21 protein-coding genes are annotated in these 21064 nt (G+C 65.7%); 17 read left to right on the top strand and 4 right to left on the bottom strand.

All coding sequences use genetic code 11. The annotated features are described in order from the left end of the window. Positions 1-16: 16 nt before the first annotated feature. On the bottom strand, positions 17-700 hold the full coding sequence (gene radC / locus OXR00_RS05000) for a DNA repair protein RadC (protein ID WP_242147169.1): 684 nt from the start codon (positions 698-700) through the stop codon (positions 17-19). 70 nt (positions 701-770) lie between these two features. Here radC and OXR00_RS04995 point away from each other — a divergent pair, with 70 nt between their 5' ends. The 10 genes from OXR00_RS04995 to OXR00_RS04950 all read left to right on the top strand — a co-directional run bounded on the left by OXR00_RS04995 (position 771) and on the right by OXR00_RS04950 (position 12145). Further along, positions 771-3941 carry a YdbH domain-containing protein gene (locus tag OXR00_RS04995; RefSeq protein ID WP_267386940.1) on the top strand — a complete coding sequence of 1057 codons (3171 nt, stop codon included), beginning with the start codon at positions 771-773 and terminating at the stop codon, positions 3939-3941. Between the two features lie 47 nt (positions 3942-3988). After that, positions 3989-4171 (top strand): YnbE family lipoprotein, encoded by a 183-nt coding sequence (locus OXR00_RS04990; RefSeq protein ID WP_242146787.1) that lies wholly within the window; start codon positions 3989-3991, stop codon positions 4169-4171. After that, positions 4171-4542 carry a YdbL family protein gene (locus OXR00_RS04985; protein WP_242146785.1) on the top strand — a complete coding sequence of 124 codons (372 nt, stop codon included), beginning with the start codon at positions 4171-4173 and terminating at the stop codon, positions 4540-4542. Before OXR00_RS04990 ends, OXR00_RS04985 begins: the two co-directional genes overlap by 1 nt. 237 nt (positions 4543-4779) lie before the next feature. Further along, complete coding sequence (locus OXR00_RS04980) at positions 4780-5067, top strand: AtpZ/AtpI family protein (protein ID WP_267386939.1); 288 nt, start codon at positions 4780-4782, stop codon at positions 5065-5067. Next, entirely contained in the window at positions 5064-5843 is a 780-nt protein-coding gene (locus OXR00_RS04975; protein WP_242146783.1) for a F0F1 ATP synthase subunit A, read from the top strand. Before OXR00_RS04980 ends, OXR00_RS04975 begins: the two co-directional genes overlap by 4 nt. Before the next feature lie 59 nt (positions 5844-5902). Further along, positions 5903-6115, top strand: coding sequence for a F0F1 ATP synthase subunit C (locus tag OXR00_RS04970; protein WP_010164404.1), 213 nt, complete (start codon positions 5903-5905; stop codon positions 6113-6115). A gap of 16 nt (positions 6116-6131) precedes the next feature. Continuing rightward, entirely contained in the window at positions 6132-6626 is a 495-nt protein-coding gene (locus tag OXR00_RS04965) for an ATPase (RefSeq protein ID WP_242146782.1), read from the top strand. Further along, complete coding sequence (locus tag OXR00_RS04960) at positions 6619-7170, top strand: hypothetical protein (RefSeq protein WP_267386936.1); 552 nt, start codon at positions 6619-6621, stop codon at positions 7168-7170. The genes OXR00_RS04965 and OXR00_RS04960 overlap by 8 nt, the downstream gene beginning before the upstream one ends. Before the next feature lie 188 nt (positions 7171-7358). Continuing rightward, positions 7359-9275, top strand: coding sequence for an excinuclease ABC subunit UvrC (uvrC, locus tag OXR00_RS04955; protein WP_267386935.1), 1917 nt, complete (start codon positions 7359-7361; stop codon positions 9273-9275). A gap of 77 nt (positions 9276-9352) precedes the next feature. Next, entirely contained in the window at positions 9353-12145 is a 2793-nt protein-coding gene (locus OXR00_RS04950; protein WP_267386934.1) for a DUF3857 domain-containing protein, read from the top strand. Positions 12146-12155: 10 nt separating this feature from the next. On the opposite strand, the gene OXR00_RS04945 is transcribed toward OXR00_RS04950, so the two are convergent. Both OXR00_RS04945 and OXR00_RS04940 read right to left on the bottom strand, forming a co-directional pair. Further along, positions 12156-13265: an NADH:flavin oxidoreductase/NADH oxidase gene (locus tag OXR00_RS04945; RefSeq protein WP_267386933.1), complete on the bottom strand. Its 1110-nt coding sequence runs from the start codon at positions 13263-13265 to the stop codon at positions 12156-12158. Positions 13266-13363: 98 nt separating this feature from the next. Then, complete coding sequence (locus OXR00_RS04940; RefSeq protein WP_267386931.1) at positions 13364-13666, bottom strand: UBP-type zinc finger domain-containing protein; 303 nt, start codon at positions 13664-13666, stop codon at positions 13364-13366. Between the two features lie 91 nt (positions 13667-13757). Here OXR00_RS04940 and OXR00_RS04935 point away from each other — a divergent pair, with 91 nt between their 5' ends. The 7 genes from OXR00_RS04935 (at position 13758) to OXR00_RS04905 (ending at position 20084) form a co-directional block, all read left to right on the top strand. Next, positions 13758-14348 (top strand): NAD(P)H-dependent oxidoreductase, encoded by a 591-nt coding sequence (locus tag OXR00_RS04935; RefSeq protein WP_267386930.1) that lies wholly within the window; start codon positions 13758-13760, stop codon positions 14346-14348. A gap of 53 nt (positions 14349-14401) precedes the next feature. Then, positions 14402-14887: a GAF domain-containing protein gene (locus OXR00_RS04930; RefSeq protein ID WP_267386929.1), complete on the top strand. Its 486-nt coding sequence runs from the start codon at positions 14402-14404 to the stop codon at positions 14885-14887. A gap of 139 nt (positions 14888-15026) precedes the next feature. Further along, positions 15027-16091, top strand: a complete 1065-nt coding sequence (locus tag OXR00_RS04925) for an RcnB family protein (RefSeq protein ID WP_267386928.1) — start codon at positions 15027-15029, stop codon at positions 16089-16091. Between the two features lie 71 nt (positions 16092-16162). Continuing rightward, positions 16163-16894 (top strand): DNA repair protein RecO, encoded by a 732-nt coding sequence (recO, locus tag OXR00_RS04920; protein ID WP_267386927.1) that lies wholly within the window; start codon positions 16163-16165, stop codon positions 16892-16894. A gap of 58 nt (positions 16895-16952) precedes the next feature. After that, positions 16953-18005: a 3-isopropylmalate dehydrogenase gene (gene leuB / locus OXR00_RS04915; RefSeq protein WP_267386926.1), complete on the top strand. Its 1053-nt coding sequence runs from the start codon at positions 16953-16955 to the stop codon at positions 18003-18005. Next, on the top strand, positions 18002-19105 hold the full coding sequence (locus OXR00_RS04910) for a glycosyltransferase family 2 protein (protein WP_267386925.1): 1104 nt from the start codon (positions 18002-18004) through the stop codon (positions 19103-19105). Before leuB ends, OXR00_RS04910 begins: the two co-directional genes overlap by 4 nt. Positions 19106-19124: 19 nt before the next feature. Continuing rightward, positions 19125-20084: a 2-hydroxyacid dehydrogenase gene (locus OXR00_RS04905; RefSeq protein ID WP_267386924.1), complete on the top strand. Its 960-nt coding sequence runs from the start codon at positions 19125-19127 to the stop codon at positions 20082-20084. Positions 20085-20096: 12 nt separating this feature from the next. Here the strand turns inward: OXR00_RS04905 and OXR00_RS04900 are convergent, their stop codons facing one another. Then, positions 20097-21047, bottom strand: coding sequence for a glycosyltransferase (locus OXR00_RS04900; protein WP_267386923.1), 951 nt, complete (start codon positions 21045-21047; stop codon positions 20097-20099). Positions 21048-21064: the final 17 nt, after the last annotated feature.

Here is a 21064-nt window from a genome sequence, read left to right as displayed (position 1 = left end):
GAGTTTTATCGTTCTATCAGATCAGCCCCATCGCGCGCAGGCTCGAATGCCCCTCGCTGCCGATAATGATATGGTCGTGCAACGCGATGCCAAGCCGCTTGCCGGCTTCGCCCACCTTGCGCGTGATGTCGATATCGGCACGGCTGGGCGAGGGGTCGCCGCTCGGATGGTTGTGAACGAGGATGATCGCCGCCGAACCAAGATCGATTGCGCGGCGGATCACCTCGCGCACGTACATCGGCGCCTCGTCGACCGAGCCTTCGTTCATCACCTCGTCGCGGATCAGCATGTTGCGCGCGTTGAGGTGGAGCACGCGCACTCGCTCGATCGTGTGGTGCGCCATGTCGGCGCGCAGATAATCGAGCAGCGCTTGCCAGTTGGCGAGTACGGGCCGCGCCGCCACTTCCGCCTTGACCAGCCGGATCGCGGCGGCATGCGCGATTTTGATCGCGGCGACCGACGTTTCGCCCATGCCGGACACGCGCGACAGCGCCTCCGGATCGGCCGTCAGCAAACCGCCGATCCCGCCGAACTCGGCAAGCAGCGCCTTGGCGAGCGGCTTGGTATCGCGACGCGGAATCGCGAGCGCGAGCAGATATTCGATCAGCTCATGGTCGAGCAGCCCCTCGCCACCCTGCTCGTTGAGGCGCTTGCGAAGCCTTGCGCGGTGGCCGCTGTGGTCGGATTCGGGAACGCTCATCGGTGGCAAAGCGATTACGGTGTCGTTGCCACGCGTGCAATCGGCGGCGATGTTGCCTAAACGATTTGACATGAACGGACGCAGCGTGACGGCGGGAGAGACCGAGCAGCCTGACGAGCCGCCGCGTCGGCGCATCGGTTTCGGACGGCTGCGGCGCGTCCTGCTGGTGGCGGCGGGGCTGCTGCTGGTCGCGCTGCTCGTGTTGTGGAGCCAGCGCAAGCAGATCGCGCGTGGCTATGCCGACCGCTACCTCGCCGCGCACGGCGTCGCCGGGCGCTATGCGATCGCCGATCTCGGTTTCAATCGGCAGCGGCTTACCGACGTGGTGCTGGGTGATCCCGGTCATCCCGATCTGGTGGCGGACTGGATCGAGATCGAAACGTCGGTTGGCACCGGCGGGGTCGAAGTGACGGGGGTACGCGCCGGGCATGTCCGGTTGCGCGCGCGTCTGGTGGACGGCAGGCTGTCGGTAGGCACGCTCGACCGGCTGATCCCGAAGTCGGGCGGCACGGGAGCGTTCACGCTGCCGGCGATCCGGCTCGATCTGGCGGACGCGCGCGTGCGGTTGGAAACGCCTTACGGTCTCGTCGGCGTGAAGCTGTCCGGGCGCGGACGGCTCGACGACGGCTTCGACGGACAAATCGCGGCGGTAAGCGATCATCTCGCCCAAGCCGGTTGCACGCTGGCGGACGGCGCGGTGGCGCTGACGGTAACGACACGAAACGGCCGCCCGACGCTGCAGGGGCCGGTGCGCGCGGTCCGCATCACGTGTAACGGCGTCGCCGCGACGCGCCCCGCCGCAACGATCAAGGCGACGTTGGGCGCGGGGCTTGATCGCTGGAACGGATCGGTGCGGCTGGCAGCGGATGCGGTGCGCGGCGCGGGCATGCAGGTTGCGGATGTGGGCGGGGTGGTGGACTTCACCGGCTCGCCACGCGCGACCAGCGGCACGGCGGACGTGCGCAGCGGCACCGCGGCGGTGCCCGGTGCGACCGCGCAAGCACTAGGTTTCGAAGGGACGTTCACGGTCGCGGGCGGTACGAGCCGGCTGACCGGCACGGCGCGCGGCACCGGCGTCGCGGCGGGAGAGGTGTTGCGGCGCCAGCTCGCCGCGTATCGTAAGCCGGATGCAAGCACGCCGGTCGGTCCGATCCTCGCCGGGTTGGCGACGGCGGGGGAGGCGGCGTTGCGGTCCGTGTATGCCGAAGCGGATGTCGCGGCCGAAATGCATGGCGCGCGCGGGCGGCTGGCGCTCTCTCGGTTCGCTGCACGAAGCCAGTCTGGCGCGCGGCTCACGGTGTCTGGCGGCCAAGGCATTGCCTACGGCTGGCCGGGCCACGGCACCTCGATCGACGCCAGTGCCACGCTGAACGGCGGCGGTATTCCCAGCACGCGCGTTCATCTCGCGCAGGCGAAACCCGGCGGCGCGATTACCGGTACGGCCACGCTCGATCGCTACACCACCGGCGGCGCGACGCTGGCGCTATCGCCGGTGCGGTTCACTGCGACGCCTGGTGGCAACACGCATGTCGAGACGCAGGTGGCGCTGTCCGGCCCGCTATCGGGCGGCCGTGTCGAGCAGCTGACCGCGCCGCTGTCGCTCTACTGGAACGGGCGTGACCGCGTCATCGTCAACCCGTCGTGCACGCCGCTCGGCCTGCAACGGCTGTCCGTATCGAGCCTCACGCTCGCGCCGACCCGGCTGACCCTATGCCCGACCGTCGCGGGGCTGGTGACGCTCGCCGGCGGACGGATCGGCGGTGGAGCGCGGCTGGCCGCCACCACGCTTACCGGCAGTCTTGGCGGATCGCCGCTGACGCTGTCGGCGAGCGGCGGGAGCGTGCGGCTCGGGCAGACCGGCTTCGCCCTCACCAACGTGACCGCCAGGATCGGCCCTGCGGATCGCCAGACCCGGCTCGACTTCGCGCACCTGGATGGCGCTGTCGTGGACAACGGCCTCGGAGGCGGCTTTACCGGTGGTGGCGGGCAAATCGCCAACGTGCCGCTTGCGCTCTCTGCCGCCGATGGACGCTGGCACTTCGTTGGCGGTAAACTCATGGTCGACGGCGCGCTGACGGTCGCTGACACCGCCGCGAGCCCACGCTTCAAGCCGCTTGCCGCGCGCAACGTCGCGCTTACGCTGGCGGGTGGCACGATCACCACCACCGGCACCTTGGTCGAACCGGCCAAGCAGGTGAAGGTGGCGGAGGTCAGCATCGTTCACGATCTCGGCGATGCGACCGGTCATGCCGATCTTGCCGTGGCGGGCATCACCTTCGGCAAAGCGTTTCAGCCGGACGCGCTGACGCCGCTCACCTTCGGCGTAATCGCCGACGTCGCAGGCATCTTGACGGGCGAGGGGCATATCCGCTGGACCAAGACGGGCGTTACCAGCGACGGCACGTTCGCCACCAAGGGCATGAACCTCGCCGCCGCGTTCGGCCCGGTGACCGGCATCGCGGGCGAGATCCACTTCACCGATCTGCTCGCGCTCGAAAGCGCGGCCGGGCAGATCGTGACCGTCAAGACGATCAATCCGGGCGTGCCCGTGAACGACGGCACTATCCGCCTGCAACTGCGCGCCGGTACGCAGGTGATGGTGGAAGGCGCGCGCTGGCCGTTCGCGGGTGGTGCGCTGGTGCTGGAGCCGACCTTGCTCGACTTCTCGCAGCCGGTCGAGCGGCACATGACGTTTCGTGTCACCGGCGTGGACGCCGCGCTGTTCCTCCAGCAGTTCGATTTCAAGAACCTCGATGCGACCGGCACTTTCGATGGCGTGCTGCCGATGATTTTCGACGCGACCGGCGGCCGGATCGAGGGGGGGCGGCTGACGGTGCAGGAAAAGGGCGGCACGATCGCCTATGTCGGAGAGATCAGCCAGAAGGACCTTGGCACCTGGGGCAATTTCGCGTTCCAGGCGCTGAAGTCGCTGCGCTACCGCAGCCTCGGCATCGTCATGAACGGGCCGCTTGCGGGCGAGATGCTGACCGAGGTGAAGTTCGCCGGGGTCGGACAGGGCAAGGGTGCCAAGCGCAACTTCCTGTTCGATCGGCTCCAGAAACTGCCGCTGGTCTTCAACGTGACGATCCGCGCGCCCTTCCGCCAGCTGATCGATTCGGCGCAGTCGTTCTACGATCCCAAGCGCCTGATCGCCCGAAATCTGCCCGCTTTGATCGACCAGCAGAAGAAGGCCGCGCAACCTCCATCCGTTCAGCCTCCCGCAAGCGAGACCGTGCCATGACCGAAACAGGATTGACGAAGCTGATGCGGAGACCGACGAGTCACCCGATGACGAGAGCCTTGATGATCGCCGGCATGCTGGCGCCGATGTTGACTGCCGCTTGCGTCAACGTCACCGCGCCGGACAAGCCGATCGTCATCAATCTCAACATCAACGTGACGCAGGAGGTCGTCTATCGCCTCGATGGCGAGGCGAAGTCGTTGATCCAGTCGAACCCGGGGATTTTCTGATGAATACCGTTCGTAGCATCGTCCTGATCGCCGCCTCGCTCGCGGTGGCGACCCCTGCACTGGCGCAGCGCGACCCCGCCTATCAGGCGGCGCGCTCGGCCGGGCAGATCGGTGAGCAGCCCGACGGCTATCTCGGGGTCGTCGGCGGCGGATCGGCGGAACTGCGCGCGTTGGTCAACAGCATCAACATCCAGCGCAAGGCCAAATACACGGAAAGCGCGGCGGCCGGCGCCACGGTCGAGCAGATGGCGTTCACCTCGGGCTGCCGTTTGATCGCGGCGACTTCGCCAGGTGAAAAGTACAAGACGCCCGGCGGCAGTTGGGCGACTCGCACCGCCGCCGCACCGGAGCGCGACTCGCGCTGCGTGTAATGGGTGCGTTGACGCAGCCGGTATCAGCCGGGGCGCCAGCATCACCCTATACGCGGCACTGCCGGCCCGGCCGACACGGATCGCGATAGCGTCGGCAAATCGCCGAATTGCACTGTTCTCCGTTGCGGTTGACTTGCCCGCACCCCTTTTCTAAACGCACCGGCAACGGGGGCGACGCTCCATGTTTTCGTCGTCGCGCGCCGCGCGGCGGCGTTTTCTTATCGGGGTGCTTGGGTGTTGGCCGAACTTCGTCACGACGACGATCTTGATCACCGTATCGCGCAAGCGAAGGCGGCTGACGAGGCGCGTGCGGCGAAACCGGTGACGCCGCAGCCCAAAGGCTACGCCCAGGGCTCGCGCGTGCTGATGGAGTTGATCGGTGCGCCGCTCGGCGGTGGCATTCTCGGCTACGCGATCGATCACTGGCTCGGTACGTCGCCTTGGGCGCTGCTGATCCTCATCACGCTCAGCATCATCGTCGCTTTCCGCAACATCTACCGCATTTCGAAGGAGCGCGCCGAATGAGCGCCGGCAGAATCGACCCGATGGAGCAGTTCCACGTCGCGCCTTTGACGCGGCCGATCCATCTGGGCGCCTTCGACATCTCGTTCACCAACTCGGCGCTGTTCATGGTCGTCGTCGGCGCGCTGCTGGCGGTGCTGGTGAGCGGCGGGCTGAAGCGTCAGCTCATTCCTGGCCGCTGGCAGGTGATGGTCGAGATGATGGTCGGCTTCATCGACAATATGGTCGACACCAGCATCGGCAAGGGCGGCAAGAAGTTTGCGCCTTACATCTTCTCGCTGTTCTTCTTCATTCTGCTGTCGAACTTGGTCGGCGTGCTGCCGCTCGCGATCGTGCCCGGTCTGCACACCTTTGCGGTAACCAGCCATATCACGGTGACGGCGATCCTCGCCTTCTTCTCGTTCGCGATCGTGCTGGTGGTCGGTTTTGCCAAACATGGCCTCAAGTTCTTCTCGCTGTTCGTACCGCACGGTGCACCCGCGTGGCTGATGCCGATCATCATCCCGGTCGAGTTTGTCTCGTTCATGGTGCGCCCATTCAGCCTCGGCCTGCGACTGTTCGTCGCGATGACGGCAGGGCACATCCTGCTGGAGGTGTTCGGCAGCTTCGTGGTGCAGGGCCTCAATGCAGGCGGTGCGCTCGGCCCGGTGGTGGCGATCCTCAGCTTTATCATGATCGTCGGCGTCAGTGCGCTCGAACTGCTGGTCTGCGCAATTCAGGCCTATGTGTTCGCGCTGCTGACCTCGCTTTACCTTCACGACGCGGTGCATCTGCACTAAGTCTGATCCATTGACCTTACGTATTTCTCAGGGAGTTTATCATGACTGATCTTGGCGCAATGTACATCGGTGCCGGCCTCGCAGCGATCGGCGTCGGCCTTGCAGCGCTCGGTGTGGGCAACGTGTTCGGCTCGTTCCTCGAAGGCGCGCTGCGCAACCCGGGTGCCGCAGACGGCCAGCAGGGCCGCCTGTTCATCGGTTTCGCTGCTTCGGAGCTTCTCGGCCTGATCGCGTTCGTCGTCGCGATCCTCATCCTCTTCGTCGTCAAGTAAGCGAAGAGAGACCGCCATGCCGCAGCTATCCCAGATCACCGAGATCTACGCCTCGCAGCTTTTCTGGCTCGCGATCGTATTCGCGCTGATCTACTTCGGGATCGGCAAGGCGATGGTCCCCAAGATCGAGCGGACGATCGACGATCGTAACGCCCGTGTCTCGGGGGACCTCGCCGCGGCGGCGGCCGCGCGGGACACCGCGCGCGCCGACGAGGAACGCTATCAGGCGGGTCTCGATACGGCCCGGTCGCAAGCCGCCAAGGCGGTGGCCGAGGCCAAGACGACTGCCACCGCGCATGCCGAGACCACGCTGAAGGCGGGTGACGCAGCCGCGGCGGAGCGGCTGGCGCAGGCGACCCAGGCGGTCGCCGCGTCGAAGCAGACTGCGGTCGCGGAGATCGAAACCACGACGGTGGACGCGGTGGAGTCGATCCTCGCCAAACTGTCGGGCGTGTCGGTTGATCGTGCCCGCATCGAACATCAGGTGAAGACGGAATTGGCGCATGGCTGAAGGGCATCCCATCATGGCGACGCGAACCGGCACCGTGGAACTTCATCATGAACTGAACTTCTTCGGCGTCACGCCACCGATGTTCGTCGCCTTGTCGATGCTGGTGGTCGTGGCGATCATCATCGCCGCCAAGGTGCCGAAGGCGATCGCGAACATGCTCGACGCGCGCATCGCCACCATCAAGGTGCAGCTTGACGAAGCCGCCAAACTCCGTGCCGAGGCGGAAGCCGCACTGGCGCAGGCAAATGCCCGCAACGCGGCGAGCGAGGGCGATGCCGCCGCGATCGTCGCGCACGCGCACGCCGAGGCTAAGGCGCTGCTCGCCAGGGCGGAGACGGATGCCGCAGAACTGGTGCAGCGCCGTCAGCAGATGGCTGAAGATAAGATCGCTGCCGCCGAACGTGGCGCAATCGCCGAAGTCCGTGCGATTGCCGCCGATGCGGCCACGCGTGCCGCAGCGACCATCCTCGCCGAGCGGCACGGCGCCGACGCCGACAAGGCATTGGTCAACCGCACCATCGCCGGGCTTGGCCGGCTGAACTGATCGTGCAGGCGCGGGTAGTCCCGCGCCTTCATGCTTCGAGCATATTGTACCCCGCGGTTAGCCAGCACCAACTTGCGTTTTGCCGGTCCGGTAAAACGCATTAGCCATCGCGTAGCCTCGCGTTTCGGCATGGTTTGAGCGTCAGGACGCTGGTGTCGGACAGGCATCGCGCCTAGATCAGCGGCATCATGTCCGTGCCAAATGCCCCCGATCGTTTCAACGAAGACAAATCCACTTACGCCGTGCGCGGCACCGACGTGCCGGACCTAGAAACCGGCGTAGCGGCGATCCGCAACGTGTTGAGAACGCTTCCGGTTCGCCCCGGCGTGTACCGCATGCAAGATGCGCGGGGCGACGTGCTGTACGTCGGCAAGGCCAAGGCCCTCAAGAACCGCGTCACCAATTACACGCAGATCGAACGCCTGTCGAAGCGGTTGCAGCGCATGGTCGCGCAAACACGCTCCATGACGATCGTCACGACCAACAACGAGGCCGAGGCGCTGCTGCTCGAGGCGCAGCTTATCAAACGGTATCGCCCTCCGTACAACGTGCTGCTGCGCGACGATAAATCGTTCCCTTTCATCCTGTTACGCGCGGATCATGAGTATCCGCGTGTCCAGAAACATCGCGGCGCGCGAAAGATCAAGGGCGATTACTACGGCCCGTTCGCCAGTGCGGGGTCGGTCAACACCACCCTGAATGCGTTGCAGAAACTGTTCCTGCTGCGGTCGTGCACCGACACCTTCTTCAAGACCCGCGATCGACCGTGCCTGCTCTATCAGATCAAGCGTTGCTCGGCGCCATGCGTCGGGCGGATTGAGCAGGATGCGTATCTGGAGCTGGTCGCGGATGCCAAGGCGTTCCTCGGCGGCAAATCGACCGAGGTCCAGGCGAAGCTGGGTGCGCAGATGCAGGTCGCGGCCGAGGCGATGGACTTCGAGCTGGCGACGATCCTGCGTGACCGGTTGCGTGCGCTGACCTTCATCCAGGGCAGCCAGGCGATCAACGCGGAAGGGGTAGGCGATGCCGACATCTTCGCGATGGCGTGCAAGCAGGGCGTGATCGGCATCCAGGCGTTCTTCATCCGTGGGGGCCAGAACTGGGGCCATCGCAGTTTCTTCCCCGCACACACCGCCGACGTGCCCGAGGATGAGGTGCTGACCAGCTTCCTGACGCAGTTCTACGAGGAGGTGCCGCCCGCCAAGACGGTGTTCGTCGATCGCGAGTTGCCCGAGGCCGAGTTGCTGGCCGAAGTGATGGCTGCGCAGGCCGGTCGAAAGGTCGACCTTTCCGTGCCGCAGCGGGGCACGCGGCGGCGGTTGCTCGATCAGGCGAAACGCAACGCCGAGGAAGCGCTCGATCGGCGTCTCGCGGAGAGTACGACGCAGGCCAAGCTGCTGCGCGAAGTGGCCGATCTGTTCGGGCTGGGGGAGCCGCCCGACCGGATCGAGGTCTACGACAACAGCCATATCCAGGGCACCGCTGCGCTAGGGGCGATGGTGGTGGCGGGGCCGGAGGGCTTCCGCAAGGGCCAGTATCGAAAGTTCAATATCAAGCAGGCCGCGACCAACGACGATTTCGCGATGATGCGCGAGGTCTTCCAACGCCGATTCGCGCGCGCCCAGAACGAGGACCCCGATCGCGATGGTGGCGACTGGCCCGATCTCGTCCTGATCGACGGCGGTAAGGGACAGCTCAACGCCGCGCGCGAGGTGCTGGAGGATTTGGGGATCGAGGACGTGTGCCTGGTCGGGATCGCCAAGGGGCCGCACCACGGTCGCGACGGGCGCGAGGTGTTCCACATGCTCGATGGGCGCGAGTTTCAGTTGCCGGTCAATGCGCCGGTGCTGTTTTACCTCCAACGGTTGCGTGACGAGGTCCACCGCTTCGTGATCGGCGCGCACCGGGCGAAGCGCAGCAAGGCGATCGTGACCAGCCCGCTCGATGAGGTGCCGGGCATCGGGCCGGCGCGTAAGAAGGCGTTGCTGATGCATTTCGGCACCGCGCGGGCGGTGCGTGGTGCAAGTCTGGAGGATCTCCAGAAGGCACCCGGCGTGTCGAAGGCGATGGCGCAATCGCTGTACGATTTCTTCCACACGAAATGATGGTTTCTGCACGGGATCTTGCTTGCCGGTAAACCGCGCCACGCTACGATACATGCGGGGTAACTGGGGGTAATATCATGATGCGGCGGTTGATCTTCGTCCTGCTGGCGTCCGCCGGCGGGGCGGCGCAGGCGAGCGACAAGCCGGTCTATGCGCCAGTACCGGACTGGGTGAAGCCGGCGCCGCCGATTGACGCGACCGCGCTAAAGGACAGTGATCCGGTGGTGCTGTCGATGGACACGCAACAGCGGCTTAAAGATGGTCAGGTGTGGGGCTATGTCGAGACCGCGACGCGCGCCGCCTCGCCGCAGGTGCTTGACGCGATCGGCACGATTAAGCTGCCGTGGCAACCCGACAAGGGCGATCTGATCATCCACAAGGTCGAGATCATCCGCGGCAAAGAGCATATCGACCTGATCGCCGGACGTGACCCGTTCTCGGTGCTGCGGCGCGAAGAGGGGCTTGAGCAGCGGATGCTGAGCGGCATGCTGACGGCGACGATGCCGGTCGAGGGGTTGCGCGTCGGCGACGTGCTGCACGTCGCCATTTCGATCACGCAGAAGGATGGCGCGCTCGGCGGGCATGTGCAGGCAATGAACGGAGTGCTTGTCGATCCCTTCCGCATCCAGTTCGCGCGGGTGCGGATGTTGTGGCCGCAGGGCGACAAGATGACGTGGAAGACCACCGCCGTCGGTGCCGTCCCGCAGGTGAGCGACGCGGGCGGGTGGCATCAGGTCGAGATCGAGATGCCGCTTGCCAAGCAGCCCGACATGCCCGCTGATGCGCCGCTGCGGTACCGCGCGCCGCGCCTGATCGAAGCGACCAACTTTGCCGACTGGCAGGACGTTTCGAAAACGATGGCGCCATTGTACCGCACCGATGGGATGATCGCCGCGGGCAGTCCGCTCGCGGCCGAGGTCGCGAAGATCAAGGCGACCGAAACTGACCCGATCAAGCGCGCAGAACTCGCGCTGGAGCTGGTGCAGGGCAAGGTACGCTACCTGTTTCGCGGCATGGAGGGCGGCAACTATGTTCCGCAGACGCCGGCGCAGACCTGGTCGGCACGCTACGGTGACTGCAAGGCCAAGACGCTGCTGCTGATCGCGCTGCTACGTGCACTCGACATCACGGCGGAGCCGGTCCTGGCGAACAGCCAGTTGGGGGATATGGTGCCGGATCATCTGCCGCTGCCGGGCGCGTTCGATCACGTCATCGTCCATGCGACGATCGCCGGCGAATCGCTGTGGCTGGACGGTACCAGCAGCGGCGCGAGGCTGACGGATATCCATGATACGCCGCCATTCGGCTGGGTGCTGCCGGTACGCTCAGAAGGTGCCGCGTTGCTCAACATCGCCTATCGCCCGCCCGCGCGGCCGGATGTTCGAGTCGATCTGGCTCTCGATGAGCGGGCCGGGGTCGGCATGCCGGCATCGTTCAAGATGAGCGCGGTGTATCGCGGGCCGATCGCGCAGATGATCCGCGCGGCAAGCCAGCAGGCCAGCAAGGACGATCTCGATACGTTCGCGACGCAGCAACTCAGCGGCTTCTACGGCAGCGGCAAGGTGGTAACTCGCACGCTAAACTATGACGAAGCGACCGGTGAGTTCACTTTGGCGGCGACTGGGATCGCCTATCCCGACTGGAACCGGGAGGAGGAACGATATCGTGCAACGCTCGACAAGAGCGTCACCGGGATCACCTTCGAGCCCGACCGTGCGCGCGCGGCTTGGCGGACCATCCCGGTGCTGGCGGGGAGTGATGGCAACCTCCTGCTCCGTACCACCATCACGCTTCCCGAAGCGGGTGCGGGCTTCACGCTCGACGGCGATCAGGCGATATCCAACACGCTGGCGGGGGTACGCATCGATCGAACGACGCGACTGGCGGGCGATACGCTGACGGTTGAAGACCGGGTTCGCGGCACCCGCTCCGAAATCGCCGTATCGGACATCGCCGCCGCGCGGGCGCGACTGACCCAGGCCAAGTCGCGTGTGTTGAGGGTCGCGGCGCCCAAGGACTATCCGGCATCGTGGCAGGTCATCGACGCAGATAAGCGCGCACGTCGGTTCGACGCTTTACTCGCTTTGTACGCGGCCGATGTCGCGGCGCGGCCGGACAAGGCGGAGGCGCTCACCGATCTCGCCTGGTTCCACGAGAAGATCTATGCCCGCAAGGAGGCGATCGACGATCTGACCAAGGCGATCGCGCTCGATCCGTCCGCCGACAGCTTTATCTCTCGTGCGCGGATCGAGGCGGCGCTTGGTGACCGGGCGAAGGCCGTTGCCGACCTTGGCGAGGCGCTGAAACTGGATCCGGGATCAGGCGCGGCCGATCAGATGGCGAGGCTCAACGCAGACCGCGGCGAACTGGATGCCGCGCTGGCGATGCTGGACGAGCGGATCGGAGCGGGCGGCAAGCAGAAGAACGACTACCTCGCCGCGAAGGCCGAGGTGCTGGCGCGTGGCGGAAAGAAGGACGAGGCGATCACCACGATCGACAGCGCGGTGACCGCGAGCCCCGGCAACCCGAACCTGCTCAACACGCGGTGCTGGGTTAAGGGGATCCTCAACACCGCACTCGACACCGCATTGAAGGATTGCACGCGCGCGATCGAATTGGGCGATTCCGCCACAGCTGCGCTCGACAGTCGGGCATTGATCTACTTCCGGCTCAATCAACTCGATAACGCGCTTACCGACCTGAACGCGGCGCTAGACCTCGACCCCGATCTTGCCGCCAGCCTGTTCATGCGCGGCGTCGTCCACAAGCGCATGGGTGACGTGAAAGGCAGTGCCGCTGATCTGACCGCCGCGCACCTGCTGTCCCCGACGGTCGAGCAGGACTACGCGAAGCTCGGCGTCGTCCCATAGGCAGCGCGGATCAACCGCGCCCCTTGAGCAGATCGCGGTATTGCCGGGGCTGCGATCGCAAATACTGGTTCGGCGCAGTCACCGTCGCGCCAAGCGCGGCGGCGGCGTGCCACGGCCAGCGCGGATCGTAAAGAATGGTGCGTGCAAGCGCGATCATATCGGCGTCGCCGGTCGCCACGATGGCTTCGGCCTGCTCGGGTTCGGTGATAAGGCCGACCGCCACCACGGGCAGACCGGTCGCCTGTTTCACCGACCGGGCGAGCGGCACCTGATAGCTCGGGCCGGCCGGGATCGCCTGGCGCGGATCGAGCCCGCCGCTCGATACGTGGATGGCGGCGCAGCCACGCGCCTGCAGCGCCTGCGCGAAGGCGACGGTCTGCTCGATGTCCCAGCCGTCCGGGACCCAGTCGGTGCCGGAGACGCGCATCGTCACCGGCTTGTCGGCTGGGAACGCCTCTCGCACCGCGTCGAATACTTCGAGTGGAAGGCGCATGCGGTTTTCCAGCGAGCCGCCATAATCGTCCTCGCGCCGGTTCGACAGCGGCGAGAGGAACTGATGGAGCAGATATCCGTGCGCGCCGTGCAATTGCACCGCGTCGATGCCGATCCGCGCCGCACGCTTGGCGGCTGCCGCGAAGGCATCGCGCAGCCGTTTGAGATCGTCGAGGCCAAGTGCCTGCGGTGGAGTGTCACTGGCGGCGAACGCCGCTGGCGAAGGTGCGAAGGTCTGCCAGCCATTCTCGGCGCTGGGGGCGATCTGCTTGCCGCCAGCCCACGGCAGATCGGTCGACGCCTTACGACCGGCGTGAGAGAGCTGGATCGCGACCGGCATGTCGGAGTGGCGGCGTACGCTCTCCAGCGTGCGCGCCATCGCCGCTTCGGTGGCATCATCCCACAGCCCGACATCGGCGTAGGTGATGCGCCCCTCCGGCACGACGGCAGCCGCTTCGATCGTCAACAGCGCCGCGCCGGATAGCGCCAGTTGGCCGAGATGGATGAGGTGCCAATCGGTCATGCAGCCGCCGACCGCGGAATATTGGCACATCGGTGCGATGATGATGCGATTGGCGAGGGAAAGGCCGCCAACGGTGACGGGCTCGAAAAGTTTGGGGTCGCTCATGATTGTTCGGTTCCTGACACTACGTTTCGCCGGCTCGGCCGGCCTCCACGGTTGCGAACGCACCGGGTTCGCAACCGCTCCCGGTCGCGTCGCGCCGTTCAGTAAAAGCGCAGGATCGGGCCGCGCTGTGGGGTCTGGTCGGGCAGGTCGATCTCCACCGCGTCGACATAGCACCAGCCCCAGCCCTCGGGCGGGTCATAACCTTCGATGATCGGGTGGTGCGAAGCGTGGTAATGCGCGGTCGCGTGGCGGTTGGGCGATTGATCGCAGCAGCCGATATGCCCGCAGGCGCGACACAGCCGCAGGTGCAGCCATACGTCGCCGGTCTTCAGGCACTCCTCGAACCCTTTCGCGCTGGGCGTCACGTCGTTGATGGTCATGCTGTGCTGGCAACTGGTCATGTCCGCCTCCCTTCGATATCGCGACGTGGTACCGAACCGTCCCAACTCCAGAAAGGGTGTCGATGCCGAATTCCCCGATCCCGGCGCAGTCATGAGCGACCGTGTCCTGATCTTCTACGGATCGTATCGCGCCGACCGTCAGGGCATCAAGCTCGCGCGGTATCTCGTGCAGGCGTTCGCCGCACGCGGGGCGGATGCCGAACTGATCGACGCCAGGGCAGTCGACCTGCCAATCCTCGACCGCATGTACAAAGAGTATCCGCCGGGCACCGCGCCGGAGAAGCTGGAGGCGCTGGCCGGCAAGATCCGCGCGGCGGACGCCTTCGTGTTCGTGACGGGTGAGTATAATTGGAGCGTTCAGCCCGGCCTCAAGAACCTGACCGACCATTTTTTGGAGGAGTGGTTCTGGCGGCCCGCCGCGATCGCCAGCTATTCCGCCGGGCGCTCGGCCGGCGTGCGGGCAGGCACCGCGTGGCACGGCATCCTCTCGGAGATGGGGATGGTGGTCGTTTCCAGCACGCTCGCGGTCGGTGGGATCGGCGGCGCGTTCGATGCCGCAGGCGAGCCGACCGGGGAAAGTGGCGCGGCGGTGGCGCGGGCGTTCCCCCGCTTCGCCGACGATCTCGCCTGGTGGACCGAGGCGGCGCGGGCGCAACGCGCACGGCAGGCGCCGCCATATTGATGCCGAGCGCACCCGACCCGACATAGCGCGCCAACGACTCGGAGCTTCCCGCCATGTATGCCTTTGATATCGACGCTACGTCGAAGACCGAACTGTATCGCGACCTTTCCGCTGCGCTCGATGCGCTGACCATCGACGAAACCGACCCGATCGCCAACATGGCGAACATGGCGGCGTTGCTGTGGGAATATCTGCCCGATCTCAACTGGGCCGGGTTCTACCGGCTGGTCGGGGGTGAACTGGTGCTCGGGCCGTTTCAGGGCAAGGTGGCGTGCATCCGTATTCCTATCGGCAAGGGCGTCTGCGGCGCGGCGGCACAAACGTTGGAAACGCAACGGGTTGCCGATGTGCATGCGTTCCCTGGGCATATCGCCTGCGATGCGGCGAGCCGCTCCGAACTGGTGGTTCCGATCTTGGATCAGGGTCGGCTGATCGGTGTGCTCGACCTCGACAGCCCGCTGCCGTCCCGCTTTGACGCCGGTGACGCGGCAGGGTGCGAGGCGCTCGTCAGGCTGATCGCGCCGCGTCTCGCCGGCTGATCGCCAATCCCTTTTCGGCACAATCCTTAACCAAGCGTGCTGCTGGTGGAAAAGGCACCGATTAGGTAACTGGTACGTTAATCAAATCGACGGTGCGCGGGGGTTTGCGGCGTCCTGAACGGGAGTGTCTATCTTGAGCATGCGAAACCATACCATCACCGCGTTGGCCCTGATCGGCGCCGCTGTCGCGATGCCCGCCGATGCGCAACGCGCCGGCGGCGCGCAGGGTATGCCGAGCCGCCCGATGGCGGGACAGATGCCGGCGATGGGCGGCGGCGCGCCGCGCCCGACCATGCAGGCTCCTGGTCCGCAGCAAGGGCATTGGAACGGCGGCGGGCAGGGTGGCTGGAACAGCCACGGTGGCGGTGCGCGTCCGCACTGGAACGGTAATGGCGGGCAGCCGGGCTGGAACGGCATCGGCGGCGGGCAACAGCATTGGGGCGGCCAGCCGCATGGCGGTGGACAGGTCGGCTGGAACGGTGCTGGCCGGCCCGGCGGCTGGAACGGTGGTGGCGGCTACAACGGCGGTCGCTCAGGCGGGTGGAACGGTGGCCTTCATGCCGGCGGCGGTTCGCGCTGGGGCGCGCGCTCCGGTGGTCGCTGGTCGGGCGGGTGGAACGCTCCGGGCGGTTGGAACGCCTATCGTCGCCCGTCGCGTGGCTGGCGTCTGCCCGGCTACTGGTTCACGCCTGATTTCTTCATCAGCGACTACGGACTCTATGGTCTCGCGCCGCCGCCCTATGGCTACAATTGGAGCCGCTATTACGACGATGCGGTACTCGTCGATGGCTCGGGCCGGGTGCGGGATTATGTCGGCGGCGTCGATTGGGACCGTTACGACAACGCCTATGACGGCGGCTACGACGAGAGTTACCAGAGCGAAAGCAGCTACGGCGCCGGTGCGTCTTACCCTGCGCCTGTTGGTGGTCCGGCTTACGGCGGACCACCGCCCGTATCGGCTGGCAGCGGCGTGACGACCTATTCGTCGGGCGGCTATTACGCCAACGGATATTATTATCCCGGTTCGACCACCACCACCGTCACGGTGCAGACCGCACCGTCGGTGACGACGACCACGACCGAATATGTCGAGACGACCAAGACCCGGTATGTCGCACGCAAGGCGTGGCGACCGGTGCGGAAGTGGCACCCGAAGCCGAAATGGCACCCCAAGCCCAAGGTCGAGTGCCTCTGCGGCAGCTAATCTAGGTTCGATGATGCACGAGGGCCGCAGCGCGTTTTCGCGCAGCGGCCTTCTGTATATAGAACGGTGCGATGCAGTTCCGCGCCGAAGCCATCGTCCTCGCCGTTCGCCAACATGGCGAGCATGGCGCGGTGGTGCGTGCGCTGACTGCCGACCACGGCCTTCAGCCCGGCTACGTCCGGGGTGGCCGCTCGCGGCGGCTGAGGCCGATCCTGCAACCCGGCAACCTCGTCCTCGGTGAATGGCGCGCCCGTGCCCCCGATCAACTCGCGCAGCTATCGGTGGAGTTGATCGAGAGTCACGCCGCTTCGCATGCCGAGCCGCTGCCGGCGGCTGCGCTGGAATGGGTGACGGCGCTTACCGCGACCGCGTTGCCGGAAGCACAACCCTATCCCCGGCTACACGCCGCGCTCAGCGGAGTGATCGGTGCGATCGCGGCGGCGCCGGCGGCGCGCGGCTGGGCGTTGGCGCTGGCACGGTACGAATTGCTGATGCTCGCCGAACTCGGCTTCGGGCTCGATCTTGGCGTATGTGTGGCGAGCGGGGCGAGCGAAGAGCTCGCGTTCGTCAGCCCGAAAAGCGGTGGCGCGGTAAGCCGGGGTGCAGCGTTCGGTTATGAAGACAGGCTGTTCCCGCTGCCTTCCGCGCTGCTGAGCGGCGGCGATGCGGAATGGGGCGACATCCTTGCCGCCCTGCGCATCACCGGCCACTTCCTCGACCGCGATATTCTCGCCGACACGCGCACCGATCCGCGTGACGCGCGGAACCGGCTGGTGGACCGGCTGAAAAGGGCGGTTGCGTGATACGCATGGCGGCGGCAAGAGCATGGCCGCAAACAGCTCCAGCCCGAACGGAACTCATGTGAAGACGATCGCGATCCTCGCCGGCGACGGCATCGGCCCCGAAGTCACCGCGCAGGCGCGCCGGGTTCTCGAAGCGCTCAATCTTGATTTCGCCTTTGAGGAAGCACTCGTCGGCGGTGCTGCGTATTTCGCGGCGGGTCATCCGCTGCCGCCGGAGACGCTGGACGTGGCGCGGCGTGCGGATGCGATCCTGTTCGGCGCGGTTGGTGATCCGCGCTGCGATGCGCTGGAGCGGGCGCTTCGCCCCGAACAGGCGATCCTCGGCCTGCGCGCCGCGCTTGGGCTATTCGCCAACCTGCGCCCAGCCACGCTGTTCCCCGGCCTTGAAAATGCCTCTGCGCTTCGTCCGGAAGTCGCCCGCCAGATCGACATGGTGATCCTGCGTGAGTTAAACGGCGATGTCTATTTCGGAGAGAAAGGCTTCAGAACCGCTGCGAACGGAACGCGCGAAGGCTTTGATATCATGTCCTATAACGAGGCAGAGGTGCGCCGTATCGCGACTGTCGGGTTCGAGATGGCGAAGCGCCGAAAGGGCACGCTGCATTCGATCGACAAGGCCAATGTGCTGGAGACCTCGCAGCTGTGGCGCGACGTGGTGACGGCGATGGGCGCGGACTATCCTGAGGTCAAGCTCACCCACATGTACGTCGACAACGCCGCCATGCAGCTGGTTCGCAACCCGGGCCAGTTCGACGTGATGGTCACGGGCAACCTGTTCGGCGATATCCTGTCCGATCAGGCGAGCATGTGCGCCGGCTCGATCGGCATGTTGCCGTCCGCGTCACTGCGGGCGTGGAGCGGTGACAATGGCCTGTACGAGCCGATCCACGGTTCCGCGCCGGACATCGCGGGGCAGGGCAAAGCCAATCCATGCGCGGCGATTCTGTCGGCGGCGATGCTGCTGCGCCACTCGCTGGATGATGAGGCGGCGGCAAAGCGCGTCGAAGCGGCCGTGTCGGCGGCGTTGATCGGTGGCGCCCGCACACCCGATCTTAGCGGCACCATGACGACAGGCGAAATGGGAGACGCAGTGCTGGCAGCACTGGTGTGACCCAGACGCTCGACGTCGCCGTCGTTATCCCGACCTTCAACGAGGTACGCAACGTCCCCTTGCTGGTGGCGCAGCTTGATGCGGCCTTGGCCGGGCGCGTTTGGGAGGCGATCTTCGTCGATGATGACAGCCCGGACGGCACGGCGGATGCCGTTCGCGCGATCGGGCGGGTCGACCCACGCGTGCGCGTGATCCAGCGGATCGGGCGGCGCGGTTTGTCTTCGGCCTGTATCGAGGGGATGTGCGCTACCGCCGCACCCCTGGTCGCGGTGATCGACGGCGACCTTCAGCATGACGAAACGATCCTGCCCGCGATGGTCGAAGCGCTGAACGCAGATGCCAGCGTTGACGTGGTGATCGGCTCGCGTTTCGTAAATGGCGGCGGAACCGGTGACTGGGACCGTGACCGTGTGGCAAAATCCGCTTTCGCAACAAAGCTTTCGCGGCATGTTCTAAAAGCGGACCTGAGCGATCCGATGAGCGGCTTCTTTATGATACGGGCGCGGATCGTACGGGATCTCGCGCCGCATCTCGCCGCGATCGGTTTCAAGATCCTGCTCGACATCATGACGGGATCGCCGCGACCGCTGAAGTTCGTCGAACTGCCATACATCTTCCGCACCCGCACCGAGGGCGAGAGCAAGCTCGACCATGTCGTCGCGCTGGAGTTCCTGATCGCCTTGTACGATCGCATGTTTGGCAGGATCGTGCCGGTGCGGTTCGCGATGTTTTCCGCGATCGGGTTGATCGGCGTGGGCGTGCATATGAGTGTGCTGACGCCGATCCTGCTCGGCTGGGGTGATCGCGCCTTCCTGCTGGGGCAGGTTATCGCGGCTGTGGTGGCGATGACGGTGAACTTCTTTCTCAACAACGCGCTCACCTATCGCGACCGGCGCCTACGTGGCTGGCGGCAGCTGCTGGATGGCTGGGTGTCGTTCTGCGTCGTTTGCAGCGTCGGCTTGGTCGCGAACGTCGGTGTCGCTGGGTTTCTGCACGAAGCCCGCGAGGGCACATGGGCGACGGCCGCCTTGCTGGGCGTGCTGGTAGGTGCAGTCTGGAACTATGCGCTTTCCTCACGCTTTACGTGGGGACGTTACTGAACTTTTGAAAAGCGCCATCATGCAACCTGAGATCATCATCGGCGGACCGATGCCGGACACCGTGACCGCCGCACTCGAAGCGGCGTTCACCGTTCACAAGCTCTGGCAGATCGAGGATCAGGACCGCTTCTTCGCCGATGCCGGCAGGCGCGTGCGTGGGTTTGCCGCCAATACGCTTGCCGGCCGGATCGACGGCGCCCTGATGGACAAGCTGCCTGCGCTGGAGATCATTGCGGGCTTCGGCGTCGGCTATGATAGTATCGATGCGGTAGCCGCGGCGAAGCGTGGCGTGATCGTCACCAACACACCGGGCGTGCTCGACGATGAGGTCGCGGACCTTACCATCGGGTTGTTGCTTGCGACGTTGCGGCAGCTCCCGCAGGCGGATCGCTTCGTGCGGGAGGGTAAATGGCCGCAGGGCGCGTTCCCGCTGTCCCCAACGCTGCGCGGGCGGACGGTCGGCATCCTTGGGCTTGGCGCGATCGGCAAAGCGATCGCGCACCGGCTCGACGCGTTCGGCGTCGCTGTCGAATATCATGGCCGCTCGCGGCAGGCGGGTGTGGCGTACACGTACCATGACACGTTGGTCGGCCTCGCCAAAGCGTGCGACGTGCTGATCGCGATCGTGCCGGGCACGGCGGAAACCCGTCATCTCATCGACGCGGAGGTGCTGGCCGCGCTCGGGCGTGAAGGCGTGCTCATCAATGTTGCACGCGGCAGCGTAGTGGATGAGGCGGCACTGATCACGGCGCTGCAAGCCGGTACGATCCTTGCCGCGGGCCTCGACGTTTACGAGGACGAGCCGCGGGTGCCGGCGGCACTGGTCGCGATGGCGAACGTCGTTTTATTGCCGCACATCGGCTCAGCCTCGGTAAAGACGCGGGCGGCAATGGGGCAGCTCATGGTCGACAACCTCGGCGGATGGTTCGCAGATCGCAAACCGCTGACCCCCGTGCCTGAGGTGCAGCATCTTGTTTAACGGTTGCCGCCGCTAAATAGCGCGACGACGCAAGCTCTGATACGCCGCGCGCATCTGCGGCAGCATGGGTACGTGCGCGCCGATCGTGGCGGCGAGCCCTCGCGCGGTGACGGCCTCGTCGATCGCGGCCGCGACGAAGGTGCGCGCACTGTCGCGGTCACCACGCCAACTCGCCTTCATAGCTTCCTGCGCGAACTCGTTGGCCATCAGGCGCGATCGCGGGCGCATGAGTGCGGCTCCAGGCCCGAAGGATTCGAGTGGGTCGCTGCGGCCTGCACGGCGTTCCGACGCGCAATATACCGCGAATTCCCGATAGCGCCGCGCCAGCAGCCGCTTGTCGGGCTTGACCGAAACGCTTTCGCTATGCCGAAGCACCGTCACGAGAATCTCTGGCACCACCGCAAACGCGTGACGCTCCGACAGCCGCAAGAGCAGGTCGAGGTCCTGTCGGTAGCGGAAGAACGCGCGGTAGCCGCCGACGGTATCGTAGGCGCTTTTGCGGTACAGCGTGCCCGAATGCGGAAACGGGTTGTGCGTCAGCAGCGTATCGGCGGCGCCTGTCGCATCCGGCCGCGTCTCCCGCGTCCAGCTCTTGTCTACCCCGACGGAGCGCGATTGGCAGGACACGACGCCGCAATCCGGCTCCGCCTCGAGGCGCGCGATCTGGCGCTCCAGCCGGTCGGCACGGTAATCGTCGCCAGCCTCGTGATAGGCGAGATAATCCGAGTCAGCATCGGCGAAACCGTTTTTCAGCGCCGCACCCAGGCCCTGGTTAGCCTGTGCAACGATCCGCACGCGACGATCGCGATAGGCGTGCAGGCAGGCAAGCGTGTCGTCGGTCGAGCCGTCGTCGACGCAGACAACCGCGATGTCCCGTTCAGTCTGCGACAGGATGGAATCGAGCGTGTCCTTAACGTGCCAACCTTCGTTGTAGAAGGACGAGACGACGGTTACTTTGGGCATGATAGTTTTCTCACTGT

This window comes from Sphingomonas sp. GC_Shp_3 (genome assembly GCF_026540945.1).
GTDB lineage: Bacteria > Pseudomonadota > Alphaproteobacteria > Sphingomonadales > Sphingomonadaceae > Sphingomonas.
Note: the sequence above shows the minus strand (reverse complement) of the source record. Positions and strands in the feature narration are given on the sequence as shown.